The organism is Streptomyces sp. NPDC057302 (assembly GCF_042667685.1).
In the GTDB taxonomy this organism is placed as follows: Bacteria; Actinomycetota; Actinomycetes; order Streptomycetales; family Streptomycetaceae; genus Streptomyces.
This window is the reverse complement of the sequence record NZ_JBHUZJ010000004.1, coordinates 18,938-36,514: the sequence shown is the minus strand read 5'-3', so window position 1 is coordinate 36,514 and position 17,577 is coordinate 18,938. Positions and strand designations below refer to the sequence as shown.

At 69.5% G+C, this 17,577-nt stretch carries 16 protein-coding genes and 3 pseudogenes; 14 read left to right on the top strand and 5 right to left on the bottom strand.

Translation table 11 applies throughout. The annotated features are described in order from the left end of the window. The first annotated feature begins 158 nt into the window (after positions 1–158). Positions 159–623: pseudogene (locus ACFUPX_RS04590) on the top strand (Asp23/Gls24 family envelope stress response protein). Positions 624–823: 200 nt separating this feature from the next. Here the strand turns inward: ACFUPX_RS04590 and ACFUPX_RS04585 are convergent. Continuing rightward, positions 824–1,435: a Gfo/Idh/MocA family protein gene (locus ACFUPX_RS04585; RefSeq protein WP_383316416.1), complete on the bottom strand. Its 612-nt coding sequence runs from the start codon at positions 1,433–1,435 to the stop codon at positions 824–826. A 500-nt stretch (positions 1,436–1,935) separates the two neighbouring features. Beyond that, on the bottom strand, positions 1,936–2,763 hold the full coding sequence (locus tag ACFUPX_RS04580) for a VOC family protein (protein WP_383315840.1): 828 nt from the start codon (positions 2,761–2,763) through the stop codon (positions 1,936–1,938). A 931-nt stretch (positions 2,764–3,694) separates the two neighbouring features. Between ACFUPX_RS04580 and ACFUPX_RS04575 the strand changes: the two genes are divergently transcribed. Then, the gene (locus ACFUPX_RS04575) at positions 3,695–4,363 is read left to right on the top strand and encodes an ANTAR domain-containing protein (RefSeq protein ID WP_383315837.1); all 669 of its coding nucleotides are present in this window, start codon (positions 3,695–3,697) and stop codon (positions 4,361–4,363) included. 56 nt (positions 4,364–4,419) lie between these two features. Then, positions 4,420–5,178 (top strand): ANTAR domain-containing protein, encoded by a 759-nt coding sequence (locus tag ACFUPX_RS04570; RefSeq protein WP_383315834.1) that lies wholly within the window; start codon positions 4,420–4,422, stop codon positions 5,176–5,178. A 66-nt stretch (positions 5,179–5,244) separates the two neighbouring features. Here the strand turns inward: ACFUPX_RS04570 and ACFUPX_RS04565 are convergent, their stop codons facing one another. After that, the gene (locus tag ACFUPX_RS04565; RefSeq protein WP_383315831.1) at positions 5,245–5,928 is read right to left on the bottom strand and encodes a GAF and ANTAR domain-containing protein; all 684 of its coding nucleotides are present in this window, start codon (positions 5,926–5,928) and stop codon (positions 5,245–5,247) included. A gap of 464 nt (positions 5,929–6,392) precedes the next feature. Here ACFUPX_RS04565 and ACFUPX_RS04560 point away from each other — a divergent pair. The 6 genes and pseudogenes from ACFUPX_RS04560 to ACFUPX_RS04535 all read left to right on the top strand — a co-directional run. Continuing rightward, positions 6,393–6,764: pseudogene (locus ACFUPX_RS04560) on the top strand (PP2C family protein-serine/threonine phosphatase); the annotation flags it as partial. Positions 6,765–7,233: 469 nt separating this feature from the next. Beyond that, a complete protein-coding gene (locus ACFUPX_RS04555; protein WP_383315828.1) occupies positions 7,234–7,923 on the top strand; it encodes a HemK2/MTQ2 family protein methyltransferase in 690 nt (229 codons plus the stop codon). Continuing rightward, a pseudogene (locus tag ACFUPX_RS04550) lies at positions 7,907–8,077 on the top strand (CDGSH iron-sulfur domain-containing protein); the annotation flags it as partial. The gene ACFUPX_RS04555 and the pseudogene ACFUPX_RS04550, both read left to right, overlap by 17 nt. A gap of 83 nt (positions 8,078–8,160) precedes the next feature. Beyond that, positions 8,161–9,186, top strand: a complete 1,026-nt coding sequence (locus ACFUPX_RS04545) for an iron-containing redox enzyme family protein (RefSeq protein ID WP_383315824.1) — start codon at positions 8,161–8,163, stop codon at positions 9,184–9,186. 53 nt (positions 9,187–9,239) lie between these two features. Next, positions 9,240–11,732, top strand: a complete 2,493-nt coding sequence (locus ACFUPX_RS04540) for a catalase (RefSeq protein ID WP_383315821.1) — start codon at positions 9,240–9,242, stop codon at positions 11,730–11,732. A gap of 140 nt (positions 11,733–11,872) precedes the next feature. Beyond that, entirely contained in the window at positions 11,873–12,139 is a 267-nt protein-coding gene (locus tag ACFUPX_RS04535) for a hypothetical protein (protein WP_383315818.1), read from the top strand. A 305-nt stretch (positions 12,140–12,444) separates the two neighbouring features. On the opposite strand, the gene ACFUPX_RS04530 is transcribed toward ACFUPX_RS04535, so the two are convergent. Beyond that, positions 12,445–13,449: an SDR family NAD(P)-dependent oxidoreductase gene (locus ACFUPX_RS04530; RefSeq protein WP_383316412.1), complete on the bottom strand. Its 1,005-nt coding sequence runs from the start codon at positions 13,447–13,449 to the stop codon at positions 12,445–12,447. Between the two features lie 237 nt (positions 13,450–13,686). Here ACFUPX_RS04530 and ACFUPX_RS04525 point away from each other — a divergent pair, with 237 nt between their 5' ends. The 4 genes from ACFUPX_RS04525 (at position 13,687) to ACFUPX_RS04510 (ending at position 16,555) form a co-directional block, all read left to right on the top strand. Continuing rightward, entirely contained in the window at positions 13,687–14,151 is a 465-nt protein-coding gene (locus ACFUPX_RS04525; RefSeq protein WP_383315815.1) for an SRPBCC family protein, read from the top strand. Further along, complete coding sequence (locus tag ACFUPX_RS04520; RefSeq protein ID WP_383315811.1) at positions 14,144–15,754, top strand: phytoene desaturase family protein; 1,611 nt, start codon at positions 14,144–14,146, stop codon at positions 15,752–15,754. Before ACFUPX_RS04525 ends, ACFUPX_RS04520 begins: the two co-directional genes overlap by 8 nt. Before the next feature lie 191 nt (positions 15,755–15,945). Beyond that, a complete protein-coding gene (locus ACFUPX_RS04515) occupies positions 15,946–16,272 on the top strand; it encodes a plasmid stabilization protein (RefSeq protein ID WP_383315808.1) in 327 nt (108 codons plus the stop codon). A gap of 79 nt (positions 16,273–16,351) precedes the next feature. Next, positions 16,352–16,555: a hypothetical protein gene (locus tag ACFUPX_RS04510; RefSeq protein ID WP_383315805.1), complete on the top strand. Its 204-nt coding sequence runs from the start codon at positions 16,352–16,354 to the stop codon at positions 16,553–16,555. A 395-nt stretch (positions 16,556–16,950) separates the two neighbouring features. Here the strand turns inward: ACFUPX_RS04510 and ACFUPX_RS04505 are convergent, their stop codons facing one another. After that, entirely contained in the window at positions 16,951–17,193 is a 243-nt protein-coding gene (locus ACFUPX_RS04505) for a hypothetical protein (RefSeq protein ID WP_383315802.1), read from the bottom strand. On the opposite strand from ACFUPX_RS04505, the gene ACFUPX_RS04500 reads away from it, so the two are divergent. Then, positions 17,192–17,407 carry a hypothetical protein gene (locus tag ACFUPX_RS04500; RefSeq protein ID WP_383315799.1) on the top strand — a complete coding sequence of 72 codons (216 nt, stop codon included), beginning with the start codon at positions 17,192–17,194 and terminating at the stop codon, positions 17,405–17,407. The genes ACFUPX_RS04505 and ACFUPX_RS04500 overlap by 2 nt on opposite strands. Positions 17,408–17,577 lie beyond the last annotated feature (170 nt).

Below are 17,577 nucleotides of genomic sequence, written 5' to 3'. Positions count from 1 at the left end.
CTCAATCTCGACCTTGCCACTGGGCTCCCTGCTGCCGGGAATCAGACTCGAATGGCGTAGGTGCGGATCACGGAGCAATGTGGAAAGAGGGCACAGGACGGCGGAACGATCCGCCGATCCGGTTCGCCGCCGCACGGAACACTCGCTGCGAGGTACTCATGGCGACGATTGGCAACGAAGACGCTACGGCGCTCCGCTCGACCGGCTCATCGGGCGAAACAAAGGGGACCACGGTCATTGCCGACTCCGTCGTCTCGACGATCGCGGGGATAGCGATACGCGAGATCGACGGTATTCACTCCCTGGGCGGAGGAGCCACTCGGGCGGTGGGGGCGGTGAAGGGCAAGGTGTCCCGCTCCAGCGACGCCGGTCGTGGTGTGAAAGTCGAGGTGGGCGAGAAGCAGGCCGCCATTGACGTCGATTTGGTGGTGGAATACGGCACTCTCATCTTGGAGACCGCGAAGAAGATCCGCGTCCATGTCACCGACGCGGTGGAGACGATGACCGGACTGGAGGTCGTCTAGATCAACATCAAGGTTCTTGACGTCTACGTTCCGGGGTCCGACGACGACGAGGACGACGAAGACAGGAGCGGCCCGGCGAAGTCCCGCCGCGTCGAATGAGAGGGCGAACCCCCAGCCTCCGACTTGGGTCCCCGGCTACCTGCGATTGCGGCCGGATGCCGCTCGATCCGCGGCCCACGTGTCGAACATTATTCGAACGCGGCTAGCTAGCTACCCCCGACATCCGCGACGAGTTGCAGAGATATGTCGCCGACAAGCTCGGCGAGGACGGCGGGCCCTCATCATCGACAGCACCGGGCTCATAAAAGGGGCACCACCTCGGCCCGGGGTTCAGCGCCAGTGCTCCTGCGCAGCCGGCCACCGAGAACTGCCAGATCGGCGTCTTCGCTTCCTATGCCACGACTCGCGGCCGAGCCTTGGTCGATCATCGGGTCACCCTCCGTCATCCGCAGAAGTGCGTCGAACGCCGGATCGAAGAGGTAGGTGTATACCGCCAACAGGGTGCGCCCCGTCGCCCGGGCTAGATCGGCCAGGTCGCGGACCGTGGCCGCGTCGGTGGCAACGGGCCTTTCCACGAGGACGTCGCGGCGGGCTTCCAAGGCCCGCCGTGCTACGGGCGCGAGACTGGTGGACGGCATAGCGACCACCACGGCGTCCAGCCGGTCGTCGGCCAACACCGCGTCCAAGTCCGTCATCACCGCCAGCGCGGGGTGATCGCGCCCGAGCCACCGAGCACTCTGCTCGCCGCCCTGGGTCACCACGCCTGCGAGCAGGGCCTGCCTCGAGCACACGGTGCCGAGCTTTGGGCCCCAGAGGCCGGCGCCGACAACGATGATTCGGGGCGGCTCCTGTCGCGGCGGGTGGTCGTGTACTCCATGAGTCGGCCCTCCCCGGCCTCGGACGTACGGCATGTTCAGCCGCGCCGCATCACATCGAGCCAGTAGTCGTCGGTCGCAGGCGCCAAAGCCCGTCGTCCCGCTGGCAGCCACCCTCGTCAGTCATTCGCCCGGCCAGGAGGACGTCCCAGTCCGGTACAGAGAGCACGGTGACGCGCTCCTCTCAGGTGGCATCACCGGCCGTGCGGACGGTGTCACCGAGATCCGGGTCGCGCGCAGCCTGCAAAACGTCGGCCGTCGGGCAGCCCGCGGTGTCGAGTGCGGCCACGATCTCCGCGAAGGGCCCACCGCCGGTGTGAGGCGCTGTTGGTCTCGCACAGGAAGTGCAGAAGTACTTCGAGGTCGGTCTCGTCGCGGTTGGCGTGCCCGCTGTAGCTGGAATCGTTGACCCGGTAGACATACGTGGCCGACACGACCGTCAACGGCATCAGCGCGGGGCGTTCTACACGGCCGATTCCTTGCGGCGCTTCGCTCGTGGCGCCCGGCCCGTAAGCGTTGTCACGGCAGGGCGCGAATCACCGCAGATTTTCGATTCGAGGCTCCGAACGCCCCGCCACGGTGAAGATGCTGCCCTGCGGGTCACAGAGAGTAGTTGCGGGGCGGTACCGGTCCCCGTGACGCACCATGGAGCCGCCGTGCCGCAGCGCCGCATGCACCGTGGCCTCTGGGTCGGCGACCGTGAAGTAGACATCCCACCGAGGCAGGTCCGCCGGGTTGGGCGCCGCATCGACCGCGCCCGATCCGAGGCGGGCGAGCACTCTTCCCTCCTGGCTCAGAACAACTTCATCGTGCTCATAGCCGACGTCACAGCAGCCGGGACGTTCGCAGGCCCAATCCAGGACTTGGCCGTAGAAGATGGCCGCCTCGAAGGCATTGGGTGACCTCAGGCGCAGCCAGACCGGTGCGTCGACACGCCAGGACTGCCAGTCGGAGATCAGCCGACCCTCCCAGATACCGAACACGGCGCCGTCCCGGTCCGCCGCAAGCGCGCCTCGGCCCACCGGGAAGCGCAAGGGTCCCACGGCGACGGTGGCGCTGCGCTCACGGATCCGGGCGGCCGTCTCATCCGCGTCTTCGACCGCGAAGTAGGGCGTCCATGCGACAGGAACCTTGAGCGTCGAGGCGAGAGCACCGATGCCGGCCACAGGCTTGCCCTCGTGCAGGGCAACGCGGAAATCCTCGCCGAGAATCGCCGGGCGGAACGTCCAGCCGAAGACCGCACTGTAGAAGGACTCTGCGGCCGCCAGGTCGTGCGTCAGCAGGGTCGTCCAGCAGGGCGCGCCGACGATCTCGCGGCTGGTGGTCGCGTCTGCGGCACAGGCGGCAGTTCTGTGTTCGGTCATCGCACTCGACATCCAATGAGCAAAGAGGCACGGCAGCGGATCAGCTACCCGAAACCACACTCTCGCGCGTCGCCGTGCCAAGCCCATGCAAACGGCTCGCTTGCCCGGCTTCACCCGTTCTTGTCATGCTATCCGCAAGGGCGACGATCAGGGCCACGGGCGGCGTACCGGCCTTGGAGGCTGGCGCCCGCAAGACTCCGCCGACTCCGCCGGTGAAGACGGTCGCAGACGCCGGGCCCGGCGGGGACACTGAGCTGGGCCTCGCCCCCCATGAGCACCCGCGCACGGCCGCGGTCCCCGCGCGGAGCGGAGGCTACCGCGCTGGCAATGGATGGCCGCACTCGAGCGACAGTGAGCCTGGCTGGCGGCCTGACGTTCGTTCGTTGCCGCCTTCACCGTACGGGTCTCTCCAAACCGGTCTCGATCAAGGCGCGACGCTTCGACAGCCGCAGCAACAGCAGGGCGTGAAACGCCCACGCGCGCCGTGGTCGGACGAGCGCATGCCACTTGGGGAGGGGCTGTGCTGCTGTTCCGCCTGCTGAGCCGCAGCCGCCGATGTCGTCAGTGCCGCCGTGACCGGCCCGCGCCGAGGCGAGTGCTTCAGGGAACCGGAGATGTGCGGTTCCCTGCCTCATCCGCTCCGTCGCTGTCCGCCCGCAGAGTTCCCAGGCCCCGCATCGGATGGGACCATTGCGGTTCCCGGTGAGGAACACCAGCTGGCGGGTACGCGGAAGCCGTCGGAAATTGGGCGCGCCAAGTACGCCGAACCGTGTCGCTGAGGCGGCCCGCTCGAAGGACAGGCGTGTCGCAACGGTTGCCCGCCGAAGGCATGCCCCCGTCGGGTCGCGAGCGGTAACCTTTCACGCACGGAAAGTGGCCGTCTTCCCGAGCCGTGCGCCCTTGGCGCGCCCGGCTCAGTGATGGAGCAGGGGTGTCTGTGCAGAAACCGCTCGACGGCCTGGAGCAGGCCGTCGATGCAGGTGAGCGCCGTGCGTCGGCGGTGAGCTGTGCGCGTGCGCTGGGGTTGGAGGGGATCGCGGTCTCCTTGCGGTGGGGGGCGGAGCTGGTGTGGTTCAGCGACGAGACCAGCGCGCGGCTGGAGGATGCGCAGTTCACCCTGGGACAGGGCCCGGGGTTGGAGGCGGACTTCAGCGAGGTTCCGTACCAGGTGGCGGACGTGGGCAGGAATGAGCGGTGGGCACAATTCGCCGCCGAGGCCCAGGCTATGGGCGTGCGGGCGGTGTTCGTCTGGCCGATCCGGACGGGGGCGGCACGGCTCGGTGCGCTGACCGGTTACCGTTCCAAGCCGGGTCCGCTGACGGCGCTGCAGGCGGCGGAGGGGCTGCGGGTAGCTGACATGCTGACCAGTTGGCTGCTGGCCTGGCGGTCGGGCGCCGTCACATCCCCTAACGAGCAGGGGAAGGCCGGCGCGGTCGACCTGCACTGGGCTGAAGTGCACCAGGCCACCGGCGTGCTCAGCGCCCGGCTCGGTGTATCGCTGGAGGATGCGCTGGTGCGGTTGCGGGCCCGGGCCTTCGCTTCCGGCCAGCCGCTGACTCAAACCGCCCGCGAGGTCCTGGTGCGGGAACCACCGTCGTGAACCAGCCGCCCGGCGTGGGCCCTTGGAGGGTGACTGCGCACCGAGGGAGTCACAGCATGAGCCGAGAACAGAAGATCGCCGAAACCTTCGTCGAACTCGCCGACTCCCTCGTCGCGGATTTCGACATCATCGACTTTCTGCAGCAGTTGACCGCCCGCTGCTGCGACATTTTTGCCGTCAGCGATGTTGCGGTCCTGCTGGCCTACCCCGGGCCGAAGCTGTACAGCCCCGCCCCGTGCGACCCCAGCCCGGCTCTGACCAAGGTGTTGGACCTGGCCCTGCACGAAGGCCCGGCCCTGGACGCCTATCGCACCGCCAGCACCATCACCCCCGGGAACCTCGCCCTCGCACCCGCTACCTGGCGCGACTTCACCGCACTAGCCCGCGAGGCCGGCTACACCTACGCCAGCGCCGTTCCCCTGCGACTGCGTGAGGAGACCATCGGCAGCCTGCTGCTCCTGCGCGCCACAGACAGCCCGTTGCCCGCCGACGACCTCAGGATGGCTCAGGCGTTCGCCGACGCGGCCACCATCGGATTGCTCCACGCCCGCACCCTGCAACGCACCGAAACCGTCCACGAACAACTCCACACCGCACTGCACAGCCGCATCACCATCGAACAGGCCAAAGGATTCTTCGCCGCCCACCACAACACTTCCCTCGACGACGCCTTCACCAGCATGCGCCGCCATGCCCGCCACCATCGCCTCCTGCTCACCGCCGTCGCCCGCCACTTAGTCGACACCGGGGCCCTCCCTGGACCGCCGTCCACGACTCCTCCCCGCCGCCCGGCACAGGGCGCTTCGAACGAGTAGACCCTTGGGGTGAGGCGCTAGACCGACGCCGTAGAGGTGGAAACAACCCTGCTCCCGGACCCCTATCTAGAGGGCGCCGCGCTCGCACAACTGGCGGGCGACCTCGCGCAGTTTGACGTTCCTATCCTGCGAGTAGCGGCGCAGCACATCGAAGGCGCCCTGCTCGTCCAAGTTGTGCCGGGCCATCAGAATCCCCATCGCTTGCCCGATGGTTTCGCGGGTATCCATCGCCAGTTGCATCGTGGCGTGGTCGCGGGCGGCGGACAATGCCACGGCTGCATGCGCAGCCAGCATCCACCCGGCGGTCTCGCTGACCTCCGTGAACGCGCCCGGCGCCCTGGAATACAAGTTGAGGGCACCAAGGTCCTTCTCATCTTCGGTGTACAGCAAAAAGCCCATCATGCTGCCGACCCCCAGCACGTGGGCTTTCGGAGCATACGTGCGCCATCGTATGGACGCGGCGCTCATGTCATGGATGCGAAAGACCGGTTCCCCTCTGCGGGCAGCGTCGAAGCAGGGGCCCTCCTTGAGGTTCTCGTGCAGCCGGTCGCAGTCCTCGACGAACTGATCCGTGGGTGACAAGGTGCTCATCTGCCCCTTGCGCAGCACGAGGATGCCCGCCGCGTCGCACCCCTCGACCAGCTGGACGGCGGACGATGTGATCATGTCCAGGGTGCTGGCAACGGATTCTTGAGCCAGCAGGCCACGCGCCATCCCCGCCATCTGCACGGCGAACTCACGCCAGTTCATCGGACTCCCTTACCTCGATCGGCAGACGCCGCCTCACAGCCTGCCACGACCAGCCACATCGGCAACGCCCCCCCTGTTCTTGAGGGTGAGTCCGCGCGCCTATGAGGTCGATCATCGCGATGCGGGGTGGGTTTCGTAGTCGTCGGCGAGGTGGCGGCGGAGCATGGGCCAGCCGGACTCGCAAACCCAGCGCCGTTTGATGCGGTAACCGGTCTCGCAGAGCAAAGCGCACAAGCGTTGGCTGTGCTCTGAGTCGGCCGAGGAGGTGATCTGGTGCAAGCCGCGCCAACCGTACTTGCCGCCTTTGGGCACCGGGCCACCTTCCGTTTCCGTGCCCGCACACGCCTGCGCGAATGGCGGTCGTCCGGCCCTCGAACGGTGACCGTAGTGCTGGTGTGCTGAGGCGGTGGCCCTGACGTCTTCCCGGCCTTGACCCTGGGGCTCAGCCTCACGATCGGCCGCCAGGAGTTGCGGTTGTTGTCGCCCTGCCTCCAGCGGGAAGGAGAGCACCTAACTTAAGGAGACTGACGTGGCACGTGACCGGATGGCTGGCTGACCTGCCCTTCGGCGTCGTCGGACAGGGCCCCTACCAGGTGCAGAAACTCGACCTGCGCCCCGGCGACCGGCTCGTGCTCTACACCGACGGAATGCAAGAACGCGAAGCGAAAGAAGTCGACCTGCCCAGCCTCATCCGCAAGACCGCCGCCGACCACCCGCGCGAGGTGGTGCGCACTTTGGTCGCCGCGGTCACCGATGCCTACAACGGCATTCCCAGCGACGATGCCACGGTCCTGTGCCTGGACTGGTACGGCCCCACTCCCCAAGCCGCGACGTGAACGCCTGCGCCGATCGGAAGCCGGGCCGGGCAGCGCTTCACGCCACGTTGACCAGGTCGGTGCCCTGAGGACCGGGCCCGGCTGCTCGCTCGGGCTGCGGTGGTGAACCACCCGGCCGGTTCGAGGAGGCGAGGCGGGCGCAGTGGGGTGGTACCCGCACGTCAGCCATCCGCGCCACCCGACGCGCACCTGGGCTGTCCGGCCAGGCAGTTCGAGAGGTCCTTGTGCTGCCAGGGGCTGCACCATCAGCTCTCTCGGCTCGAGCAGCACAGCCCCCCCGATGCGGCAGATGTGTCGAAAGGTGTGTGACAGGCCGAAGGGGGCACCCGGGGGGAGCCACACGTTATGCGGCGGCTTGTGAAAAGCCGGTCCCCAAGTGGTGGTCCACCTGTAACAGGCGGAGTCTGGATTATTGAGGCTCACCTCGTGGGGCTCGATTGGTGAGCGCCCTGACCAGCATGGAGGCTCTGTGACAACCGTCCATGCCCCGCGCCGCCGCCGACCGGGTTTCGGCAAAGTTCTGAGACTGCCTGGTGTCTACGCCCCGCAGGCCGACAGCCACTTCCTGGCCGAAGCCATGCTCCGCGAACACGTGGCCGGTCTGGACGTTCTCGACCTGTGCTCAGGCAGCGGTGTGCTGGCCGCCCGTGCCGCACGGCTCGGGGCGCAGGCGACCGCAGTCGACATCTCCCACCGTGCCGTCCTCACTGCCCGTCTCAACGCCCTGCTCACCCGCCAACAAGTCGCCGTCCACCGCGGCGACCTCCTCGGTGCCGTGCCAGGGCGCACCTTCGACCTGATAGTCAGCAACCCTCCCTATGTCCCGGCCCCGCCTGTGGCCCTGCCGAGCCACGGCTCCGCCCGCGCCTGGGACGCCGGACCCGACGGCCGCGCCCTCCTCGATCGCATCTGTGACGCCGCGGCCCCAGCCCTGCGCCCGGGCGGGACACTCCTGCTGGTGCACTCCACGGTCAGCGGACCCGAGGCGAGCGTGCGGCGGCTGAGGGAGGCCGGGCTGCGGGCGGGAGTCAGCGACCGCGCGTATGTCCCGCTCGGTCCCGTCATGCGGAAGCGACAGACCTGGTTGCGCGAACGAGGGCTGCTCAGTCCCGGCGAGGACAAGGAAGAACTGGTGATCATCCGTGCCGAAAAGCGCTGACCACCCGCGCCGGTCCACGGTCGAACGCAGGAGACCGTTACTGACCGATGACTCGGTCAAGATCGCCCTTGCCGGCGGCACCACCGCGGCCTCCGATCCCTTCAGCGTCGCCGTGTGCGCCTGCCGCCGCAGCCACGCCTACCCCTGGTGCGACACCAGCCACCGGTCGCCTGTCCGGCCCGGCACCGGGAACTCGGCTTCGGACGAGATCGCCACCCACAGGAAGGCAGATTGGTCGTGTCCGTCACCGAACAGCCCTGCTCCACGGCTCCGGCCCTCCCCCTCCCGCGTGGGGACCTCTCCCGGGCCGTGCTGCACGCCCTTGCCGGGCAGAGCGCCGATTTGCCCGGCCCCGAGGACGTCGCACGTGCCCAGCCTTACGGCGATGACCTCCAGCTCTGCCTCTACCTCCTGTACGAGCTGCACTACCGCGGCTTCGGGGGCGTCGGCGAGCTCTGCGAGTGGGACCCCGATCTGCTGCGTGTCCGGGCCGCGGCCGAGGACCGCTTCCTGTCCGCGCTGCGAGCCGATACGCCGACCGCCGCGAGCGTGGACGAGGCACTCGAAGAGCTGCTGGTCGAACCGGTCGGCGACAACGGTCACAGCGTCAGCCATCACCTCAAGGCCGGCGGCGAACTCTGGAAGCTGCGCGAGTACGCAGCCCTGCGTTCGATCTACCACCTCAAGGAAGCCGACCCCCATCTGTGGGTCGTGCCGCGATTGCGCGGGCGCGCCAAGGCCGCCATGGTCGCCATCGAGTTCGACGAGTTCGGCGCCGGGCGCGCGGAGGACATCCACGCCCAGCTCTTCGCCGACTTGATGGCCGACATCGGCCTGGAGACCGACTACGGACGCTACCTCGACGCAGCGCCGGCTCAGGCCCTGGCGACCGTGAACCAGATGTCTCTCTTCGGCTTGCACCGCCGGCTGCGCGGAGCCCTCGTCGGCCACTTCGCGACCGTCGAGATCACCTCACCCCCCGGCTCCCGCCGACTCGCCCAGGCGCTGCACAAGGCAGGCGCCGGGCCGGCTGCCCTGCGATTCTACGAAGAGCACGTGGTAGCGGACGCCGTCCATGAGCAAGTCGTGCGACGGGACGTGATCGGCGGTCTCCTGGAGGACGAGCCCGCGCTCGCCCCCGATATCGCCTTCGGCATCCGGTCCACCGGCTTCCTGGAGGGGCGGTTGGGTGAGCATCTTCTCGCCGCCTGGCGCGACGGGCGCACGGCCCTGCGTGAGCCGATCGGCGAGGCCGGTCCATAGACATCGCCACCCTCTCAGCGGCACCTCACGCACCCCCCACGGTTGGAGAGCGCATGCCGGACAAGAAGCCTGCCAAGAAGCTGTCGAAGAAGACCGCCTCGTCTACAGCGGCCGCGGGCAAACCCGCGAGAAAGAAGACGGGAACGAAGACGGCCAAGAAGACCACGCCGGCGGCGGAGAAGCCGACAGCCGCCAAGCAGACGGCGACGAAGCCGACGGCCAAGAAGTCGGCAGCGGCGGCGAAGACGAAGCAGGGGCGCAAAAGGACTCCCCTGAAAGCTGCCGCCAAGAAGGCCGTCGATGCCCTGACCCCGGGCGCAGGCCCCGCCGACGGCGTCCCGGGAAAACCCGGCGCCGAGACGCCGCCGGTCGCCGAGCCCACTGCCCCACGCCCCTCGCTGCCGCCCAAGCCCGACCAGAGTGGCCCGGCCACGGTCAGTCCGACCGGTCAGGCCACCGCTGCGGACCCCGAGCACATGGCGCAGGGCGAGACCTACCTGACCACCGCGCAGGGCGCCCGGCTGTACGAGACGGACCACTCCCTCAAGGCGGGCCCGCGCGGCCCGGTGTTGCTCCAGGACCACCACCTGCGCGAGAAGATCACACACTTCGACCACGAGCGCATCCCTGAGCGTGTCGTCCACGCCCGCGGGGCCGCCGCGCACGGCGTCTTCGAGGGCTATGGGACGGCCGCCGCGGTCACCAAGGCGGCTTTCCTGGGCAAGGGTGTCGAGACTCCAGTGTTCGTCCGCTTCTCCACCGTTCTCGGCTCCCGTGGATCCTCCGACACGGTGCGGGACACCCGCGGTTTCGCGACGAAGTTCTACACCGCGGAAGGCACCTTCGACCTGGTCGGCAACAACATCCCGGTCTTCTTCATCCAGGACGCGATCAAGTTCCCCGACGTCATCCACGCGGGCAAGCCGCACCCCGACCGGGAGATCCCGCAGGCACAGAGCGCGCACGACACGTTCTGGGACTTCGTCACCCTGCACACCGAAGCCACTCACCACACTTTGTGGAACATGTCGGACCGGGGCATCCCGCGCTCGTACCGCATGATGGAGGGCTTCGGCGTCCACACCTTCCGCCTGGTCAACACCGACGATTCGACCTCGCTGGTGAAGTTCCACTGGAAGCCGAAGCTGGGTGTGCACTCCCTGGTCTGGGAGGAAGCGCAGATCACCAACGGCGTGGACCCGGACTTCCACCGCCGCGACCTGGCCGACGCAATCGAGGCCGGCGCCTACCCGCAGTGGGAGCTGGGGGTCCAGGTCTCCCCCGACACAGCCGACCAGACATTTGAGGGCATCGATCTGCTCGACCCGACGAAGATCGTGCCCGAGGAGCTGGCCCCGGTGCAGCCGGTGGGGCTGCTCACGCTCAACGCCAACCCCAGCAACTATTTCGCCGAGACGGAGCAGGTCGCCTTCCACGTCGGCCACCTGGTGCCCGGTATCGACGTCACCGACGACCCACTGCTCGCCGGTCGTCTGTTCTCGTACCTCGACACCCAGATCACTCGGCTCGGCGGCCCCAACTTCGGCCAGCTGCCGATCAACCGCCCGCACGCCCCCGTCAACGACATGCTGCGCGACGGCATGCACCAGACGGCCGTGCACCGAGGGGCGGCCCCATACAAGCCCAACGCCCTCGACGGCGGCTGCCCGTTCATGGCCGGGGAAGACACGGGAGCCTACGTCGAGCGGCCGGTAACGGTCCCGGAGGGCCGAAAGGTCCGCCAGGCTCCCGCCTCCTTCGACGACCACTTCAGCCAGCCCCGGCTGTTCTGGCTGAGCATGAGCGACATCGAGCGCGAACACATCGTCGCCGCCTACACGTTCGAACTGGGCAAGTGCTACGAGCAGGCGATCAAGGAGCGGGCGCTGCAGGTGCTCGCCAACATCGATCCCCTGCTGAGCGAGCAGGTCGCGACCGGACTCGGCCTGCCCGCGCCGACCCCCACGATGAAGCTGGGGCGCCCCGCCCCGAGTCCGGCGCTCTCCCAGGTCGGCCACACATGGCCGCTGGACGGCCGGATCATCGGCGTCGCCGCCGACGCCGACTGTGACCTCGCGGGGGTACGGGGAGTGCGTCGGGACATCCTCGATGCCGGGATGGTGCCCCTTATCATCGCCCCGTCCGGCGGCAAGCTGGCCGCCTCCGGTGGCCCGCTCGCCGTGCAGCGCACCTACGCCACGGCCCGCTCGGTCGAGTTCGACGCACTGCTCCTGGCGGGGCCGCTCGGCTCGGGCGCGGACGCGTTCGCGGCCAGGGACGCAAAGGCCGGCAAGGGACGCAAGCCCACCGCCCGGAAGAAGACCGCCGCCACCGACCCGCGGGTCCTGTTGCTGCTGTCGGAAGCCTTCCGCCACGGCAAGGCGATCGGCGGCTGGGCCGGCGCGGAGACCACCCTGGCCGCGGCCGGCATCGCGGCGGACGCGTCGGGAGTCGTCAGCGGCAGCACCGGTGCCCGCGTCCTGGGCGAGCTGACCGCCCTGATGGGCGCGCACCGAGTCTGGGATCGGTTCACGACGAAGGTCTGATCACCCTTACGTGCGCGGGAGGGCCGGGCGCGGGCGCGATGACGCCGGGCGCCCGGCGTCATCGCCCGGCCTCCGCCGGCGAACCGAGGCCCCGGCACCACTGCCCCGTGCCGAAGGGGGCTGGAAGCAGAGTGAGTCTGGTGCCCAGCGAATACGCACTGCCGTCAGGCCGCCTGAACCTGTCGGTTTCCCCGCTGGGCATACGGTCACGTGTGACTCACGGACCAGATCATTCACAAAACCACCCGGCGGAGGCCACGCTCGGTGAGCACTTCGGAGCGCGCCTCGACCCCGGCCCCGGGGGCGAACTCAAGATGACGGACCGCGCGCGAGACAAGGCCGCCGAACTGACGGGCCTGCGGCCCGAGGCCGCGCTGCTCTTGCTGCGCGACCTCCGGGAGATCTAGACCAAAGCATCGGGAGTCTCGGTCAACTGGGAACTCCTCGGCCAGGCCGCCCCGGGGCCTACGCGCCCCTGAGTGCTGAACGCCGTACGGCGCTGCCGCCCTGACACGCAGCGAGCGGCAACTGCATTGGGCGAACGGGAAACTCAAAGAGTCCGCCACCCAGATCCTCGTCAGCGGATCCGCAGGCTGCGCGTCAGCCGGAGGGTACGGGAGGGAGGGAGGCTTACGGGTGGCGCGACCTTGGCGGTGTCGTCCATCTCCTGCTCGCCGGACCCAGGCCAGGGGCTTTCTGCCGCCCATGCCCCTTAGGTGTCCGCGCGTCCCCACCTGCGCATGCCGCTCTTGGTGCCTGCCCTTCGTACGTGAGCGCGTCCAGCCGCCCCCAGTCCCACCACCAGCGCCGCCGTTGCGAACCTGCGCATCGCGGTGCGCCTGCGGCCGTGCCAGCCGCCTCCTACCGCGGCCAGCCTGGCGGAGGGTTGCAGGACGTTTCCGTCGGCGGGTTCCGCGGTGTGCGTGCGGGAGAGGTGGGAGCGGTCCATCTCGTAGGCCAGGACGCCCTCCACCAGCGCCGGTGTCAGTTTCGACAGGGCCTCAAGAGCCCGGCCGGCGGGCCCCACGTACGCCTCCCTGCGTGGCTTGACGGCCAGCCGCACCACGGTCTTCGCGGCGCGCTGTGCGGTGTAGACGGGGCCCATCGGGGTCACCGCGCGGCCCGAGTAGTTGGCCGCGTCGCGGAAGAAGGGCGTGTCCATGGTCGCCGGGAGCACCGTGCAGACATGGATGCCGTCCTGACCGGCCAGCCTCAGTTCCTGGCGCAGGGTGCCACCCAGTGCCCGTACCGCCGCTTTGGACAGGACATAGGGAGTGTTGTACGGGACGACGGCGGCGCCGACCACGGAGGACACGTTGACGATCGTGCCGTGACGCTGCCCGCTCATCACCGAGAGTGCGGCGCGGGCCCCGTTCACGCAGCCAAGGACGTTCACGTCCAGAACCTGCCGGAAGACCTCGTGCGGGACCTCCTCCAGCGCTCCGAAGGCCGCCACCGCGGCGGCGTTGAGCCACACGTCGATCCGCCCGAACGCGGCGACGGCCTCCCGTGCGAGGTGGTCGGCCGCTTTTGTGTCCGTGATGTCGGTGGGCACCACGAGTGTGCGGGCACCGTGACGCGTACGGCATTCTTCGGCGACGTCCTGAAGCACATCCGCCCGACGGGCACCGAGCACGAGAGCGCACCCGCGCGCTGCGAACGCCTGCGCACAGGCGCGGCCCACCCCGCTCGATGCCCCGGTAATCACGACAACCATGTCCAGGTCAGCAGCCACCCGTACCGCTCTCCTCATTCCTCGGTTCCTGCCCCGCTCGACTCCGGCGCGGCGGTGCGGCTGGAGTACCCGCCGCGGCGCGACGCCACACCCGACGGCCGCCCATCAGGTCCGAACCGGAGAAGGGGTGTAAACCGGGCACAGGCGGTCACTCGGCCCTCGCCCGACGATCAGCCACGTGCAAACACTCAGATGCATCGCCAGCCACATGGAGGAGCCATGGCAGTACGGCACCAGCTCATTCGCCGCCCGCCGCGAGACCTGTGGGCGGTGCTCGAAGACGAGTCACGCTTTCACGAATGGGTGATCGGCACGCACTCCTCGTATCCGGGTGAAGGCGACTGGCCGGCGACAGGTTCCACCCTCAACTACACCGTGCGCCTCGGCCCCAAGGAGTTCGAGGGGTACACCGTCGTGCGCCGCACCGAGCCTCCGCACGCCCTGGAGCTGGAGGCGTACAGCGGGCCGCTCGGCACCGCACGGATCGCCTTCGACATCCGGCCCTGGGGCGAGCACACGCTGGTCATCCTGGACGAGCACCCGCTGCGCGGCGTGGGCGGCGCCCTGCACAACAGCGCACTCGACGCCCTGCTGCAGCTGCGGCACCGTCGTCTGCTGTCACAACTGGCCCGCGTCGTCGAAGAGTCGACGCCGGACAGGGGCGGGAAGGCCGTCCATGTCTGACGCGGTGGTGATCGGCAGCGGGCCCAACGGTCTGGTCTGCGCGAACCTGCTGGCCGACGCCGGATGGAGCGTGACCGTTCTGGAGGAGCAGGACGAGCCGGGTGGCGCGGTGCGCAGCGACCATGCGGTCGACCCGGACTACGTGAGCGACATGTTCAGCGCGTTCTACCCACTGGCCGCCGCCTCCCCGATCATCGCCTCCCTCGGCCTGGACCGCTACGGCCTGCGCTGGAGCCACGCCCCGCACGTCCTGGCGCACCCGCTACCGGACGGCCGGTGTGCCGTGCTCGACCGCGACCCCGGAACCACGGCCGCGAACCTGAACGGCTTCGCACCGGGTGACGGGGAGGCTTGGCTGGACCTGTGCCGGGGCTGGGACAAGGTGGCCGGCCCCGTACTGGACGCGCTCTTCACACCGTTCCCGCCCGTGCGCGCCGCAGCCACACTCGCAGCGCGGGTACGGGCCGCGGGCGGGCTGCGGTTCGTACGCGAACTCCTGCTTCCGGTACGGCGGCTGGGCGAGGAAAAGTTCGCCGGCGAGGGCGGCCGACTGCTGCTCGCGGGCAACGCGCTGCACGCCGACCTGACCCCGGAGGCCGCCGGCAGCGGTGGTTTCGGCTGGCTGATGTCCATGCTCGGCCAGAGCCACGGCTTCCCGGTGCCCGTGGGCGGTGCCGGAGCGCTGACCGATGCCCTGGTCGCACGACTGCGGGATCGCGGCGGCAGCCTGCGCTGCGGGCAGCCGGTCACCGAAGTGGTGGTGCGCGGCGGCCGGGCCTTGGGCGTACGCACGGCGGACGGTGACGCGGTGCGCGCACGGCACGCCGTGCTGGCCGACGTCTCGGCGCCCCACCTCTACCGCGACCTGGTCGCCGAACGGTATCTGCCGTCCCGCGTGCACGAGGACCTGCGGCGTTTCGCCTGGGACTTCGCGACGTTCAAGGTGGACTGGGCACTGGACCGGCCCATGCCCTGGACCGCGCCCGAGGCAGCAGGCGCCGGAACCGTCCATCTCGCCGACGGCGTCGACGCACTCACCCGGTTCGCCGCCCAGCTGGCCACCGGCCATGTACCCGACCAACCCTTCCTGCTCTTCGGCCAGATGACCACCGCAGACCCGACACGCTCCCCCGCCGGCACGGAGTCCGCCTGGGCCTACACCCACGTACCTCACGAGGTACGGGGCGACGCCGGCGATGAGGGCCTCACCGGCCGCTGGAACGAACGCGAGACAGAGGCCATGGCCGACCGGATGGAGAAGCAGGCCGAGCGGTACGCGCCCGGCTTCCGGGACCGGATCCGCGGCCGGCGCATCCTCGCACCGCCCACCCTCCAGGCCGCCGACGCCAACCTGCACGACGGGGCGATCAACGGCGGCACCGCCGCCCTGCACCAGCAGCTCCTCTTCCGCCCGCTGCCGGGCACCGGCCGCCCCGAAACCCCGGTGACCGGTCTCTACCTCGCCTCGGCATCCGCCCACCCCGGCGGCGGAGTGCACGGCGCACCGGGGGCCAACGCCGCCCGCGCCGCCCTGCGCGCCCGCGGCCCCCTCCACACCGCCGCCGTGGCGGCGCAGCGCGCGCTGACCCAGCGCAAGCGCTGAACGCCAGAGCCACATGGCCCCGGCCTGCAGTGTGCGCTCATCCGTTCGGTCGCGGTCTGCTCGCACACCTCCCGGGCCCCACATCAGATGGGATGAGTCCGGGTCCTGGATGAGAGACCGGCCGGAGGGTACGCGGACGTCCATCGGGCAACCCGCCCGATGGACCGCATCAAGTCTGTGAGGAGTGCGTCATGCCGCAGGGGTCCAGCAAGAAGCGTGAGCGCCAGTACGAGCACATCAAGGAGGGTGCGGAGAAGCGCGGCACCTCCGAGGGCCGTGCGAAGGAGATCGCGGCGCGCACCGTGAACAAGGAACGCGCCCGATCCGGCGAGTCGAAGACGGCGAACAAGACATCCACACAGGACAAGAAATCCGCCTCGCAGCGCGGCGGCGAGCGCTCCCACAGCGGCTCCCAGGGGCCGACGAGGGACCAGCTGTACGCGGAGGCCAAGAAACGCAACGTCGACGGCCGATCGTCGATGAACAAACAGCAACTGGCCAAGGCCCTCGACCGCTGACCGGCAACTGTCAGCGCCCGCAGGAACCCAGGCGGGCCCGCCATCCCGGTCGGCGGGCGCCACGTGATCAAGGAGACCCATGAGCACCCACCATCCCAAGCACCAGCCCGCGCAGGCCGAGGAGCACCCCGCCACGGCCGCCGACGAGGTTCTGCACGAGGCGGAAGATGCCGAGACGGGCGTAGTGGACGACGGCGAACGGCGCGGCAAGGACGGCGAGGCGGCCGACGCGCTGTCCCCGAACGAGGACGCCCAGGAGGACGTCCACCGTCGCGGCGCCTGACCGCTGCCCTCCCACGCTCCATCCGCAGCCCATGCCCGTACCCGTACACCGTGCACATGCGTTCGACAGCACCTTGGCATTGATGGCCCAGGGATACGGGTGGTTGCCCGACCGTCGTCGACGCAACCGTGGCAACCGGTGCACTGTCGTCTCATGGGCAAGAACACTGTGGCCCTCCACGGCCACTGAAGCGGTGCGCTTCTTCTACGACGAGAGCCACATCGAGCGCCACGGCACACTGCCGGGCCCCGTTCTCGACACTCTCTTCGGACGCGCGGCTGTGCACACCCGCGACGGCGAGGAACACCAGGTCCGCAAGGCCCTGTTCATGTCGCTGCTCAAGGACCGCGGCAGCCTCAACTCCCTTGCGGAGCGCCTCAAGAACGAGTGGGGGCCTAGCCCGGCAGCGGTGGGCGAGCCGCGAACGCGTCGTGCTCTTCGACGAGTCGAGCCTGCTGCTCACGCGCGCAGTCCGCGCCTGGTCCGGCATGCCCCTCGACATTGTCGACGGCTTGGCCTCGCCGGGGCCCCGTCACCTGGCGGCCCGCCGCGCCCGCAGCCGCCAGGAGGAACGTCTCGCCCGGCTTGTCGAGGCGGTCCGCAACGGGACGGAAGCGGCTCCCGCTGATCCGGTCCATGCGGCACCTGCCCCACCGTGACGCCGAGGGCCACCCCTTGGACGCGCATACCGCGGCGGTCGAGGTCCTGGACGTGATCCGCCCGACGGTCGCCGTCTGGTTCCTGCCCCTTGCCGGGCATGCCCTGCACCGCTGGCCCATACACCGCAAGCTCCTCGCCGACGGTGACGCGGCCTACGCACGCGCCTTCGCCCACGAGGTCTGTCGGTGCTAACCCCTGGCGCCCTTCGTCGGCGGGCTCGCCGTGGCCGACCTGCTCTGGGGCGGGCAGGACATTCCCGTCGGCAGCCTGGTCCTGCTCGACCTGTACGGGCAGAACCACGACCCCGAACTCTGACCGAAGCCCTACACCTTCGACCCCGGCCGGTTTCGTGGGCCGCAAGC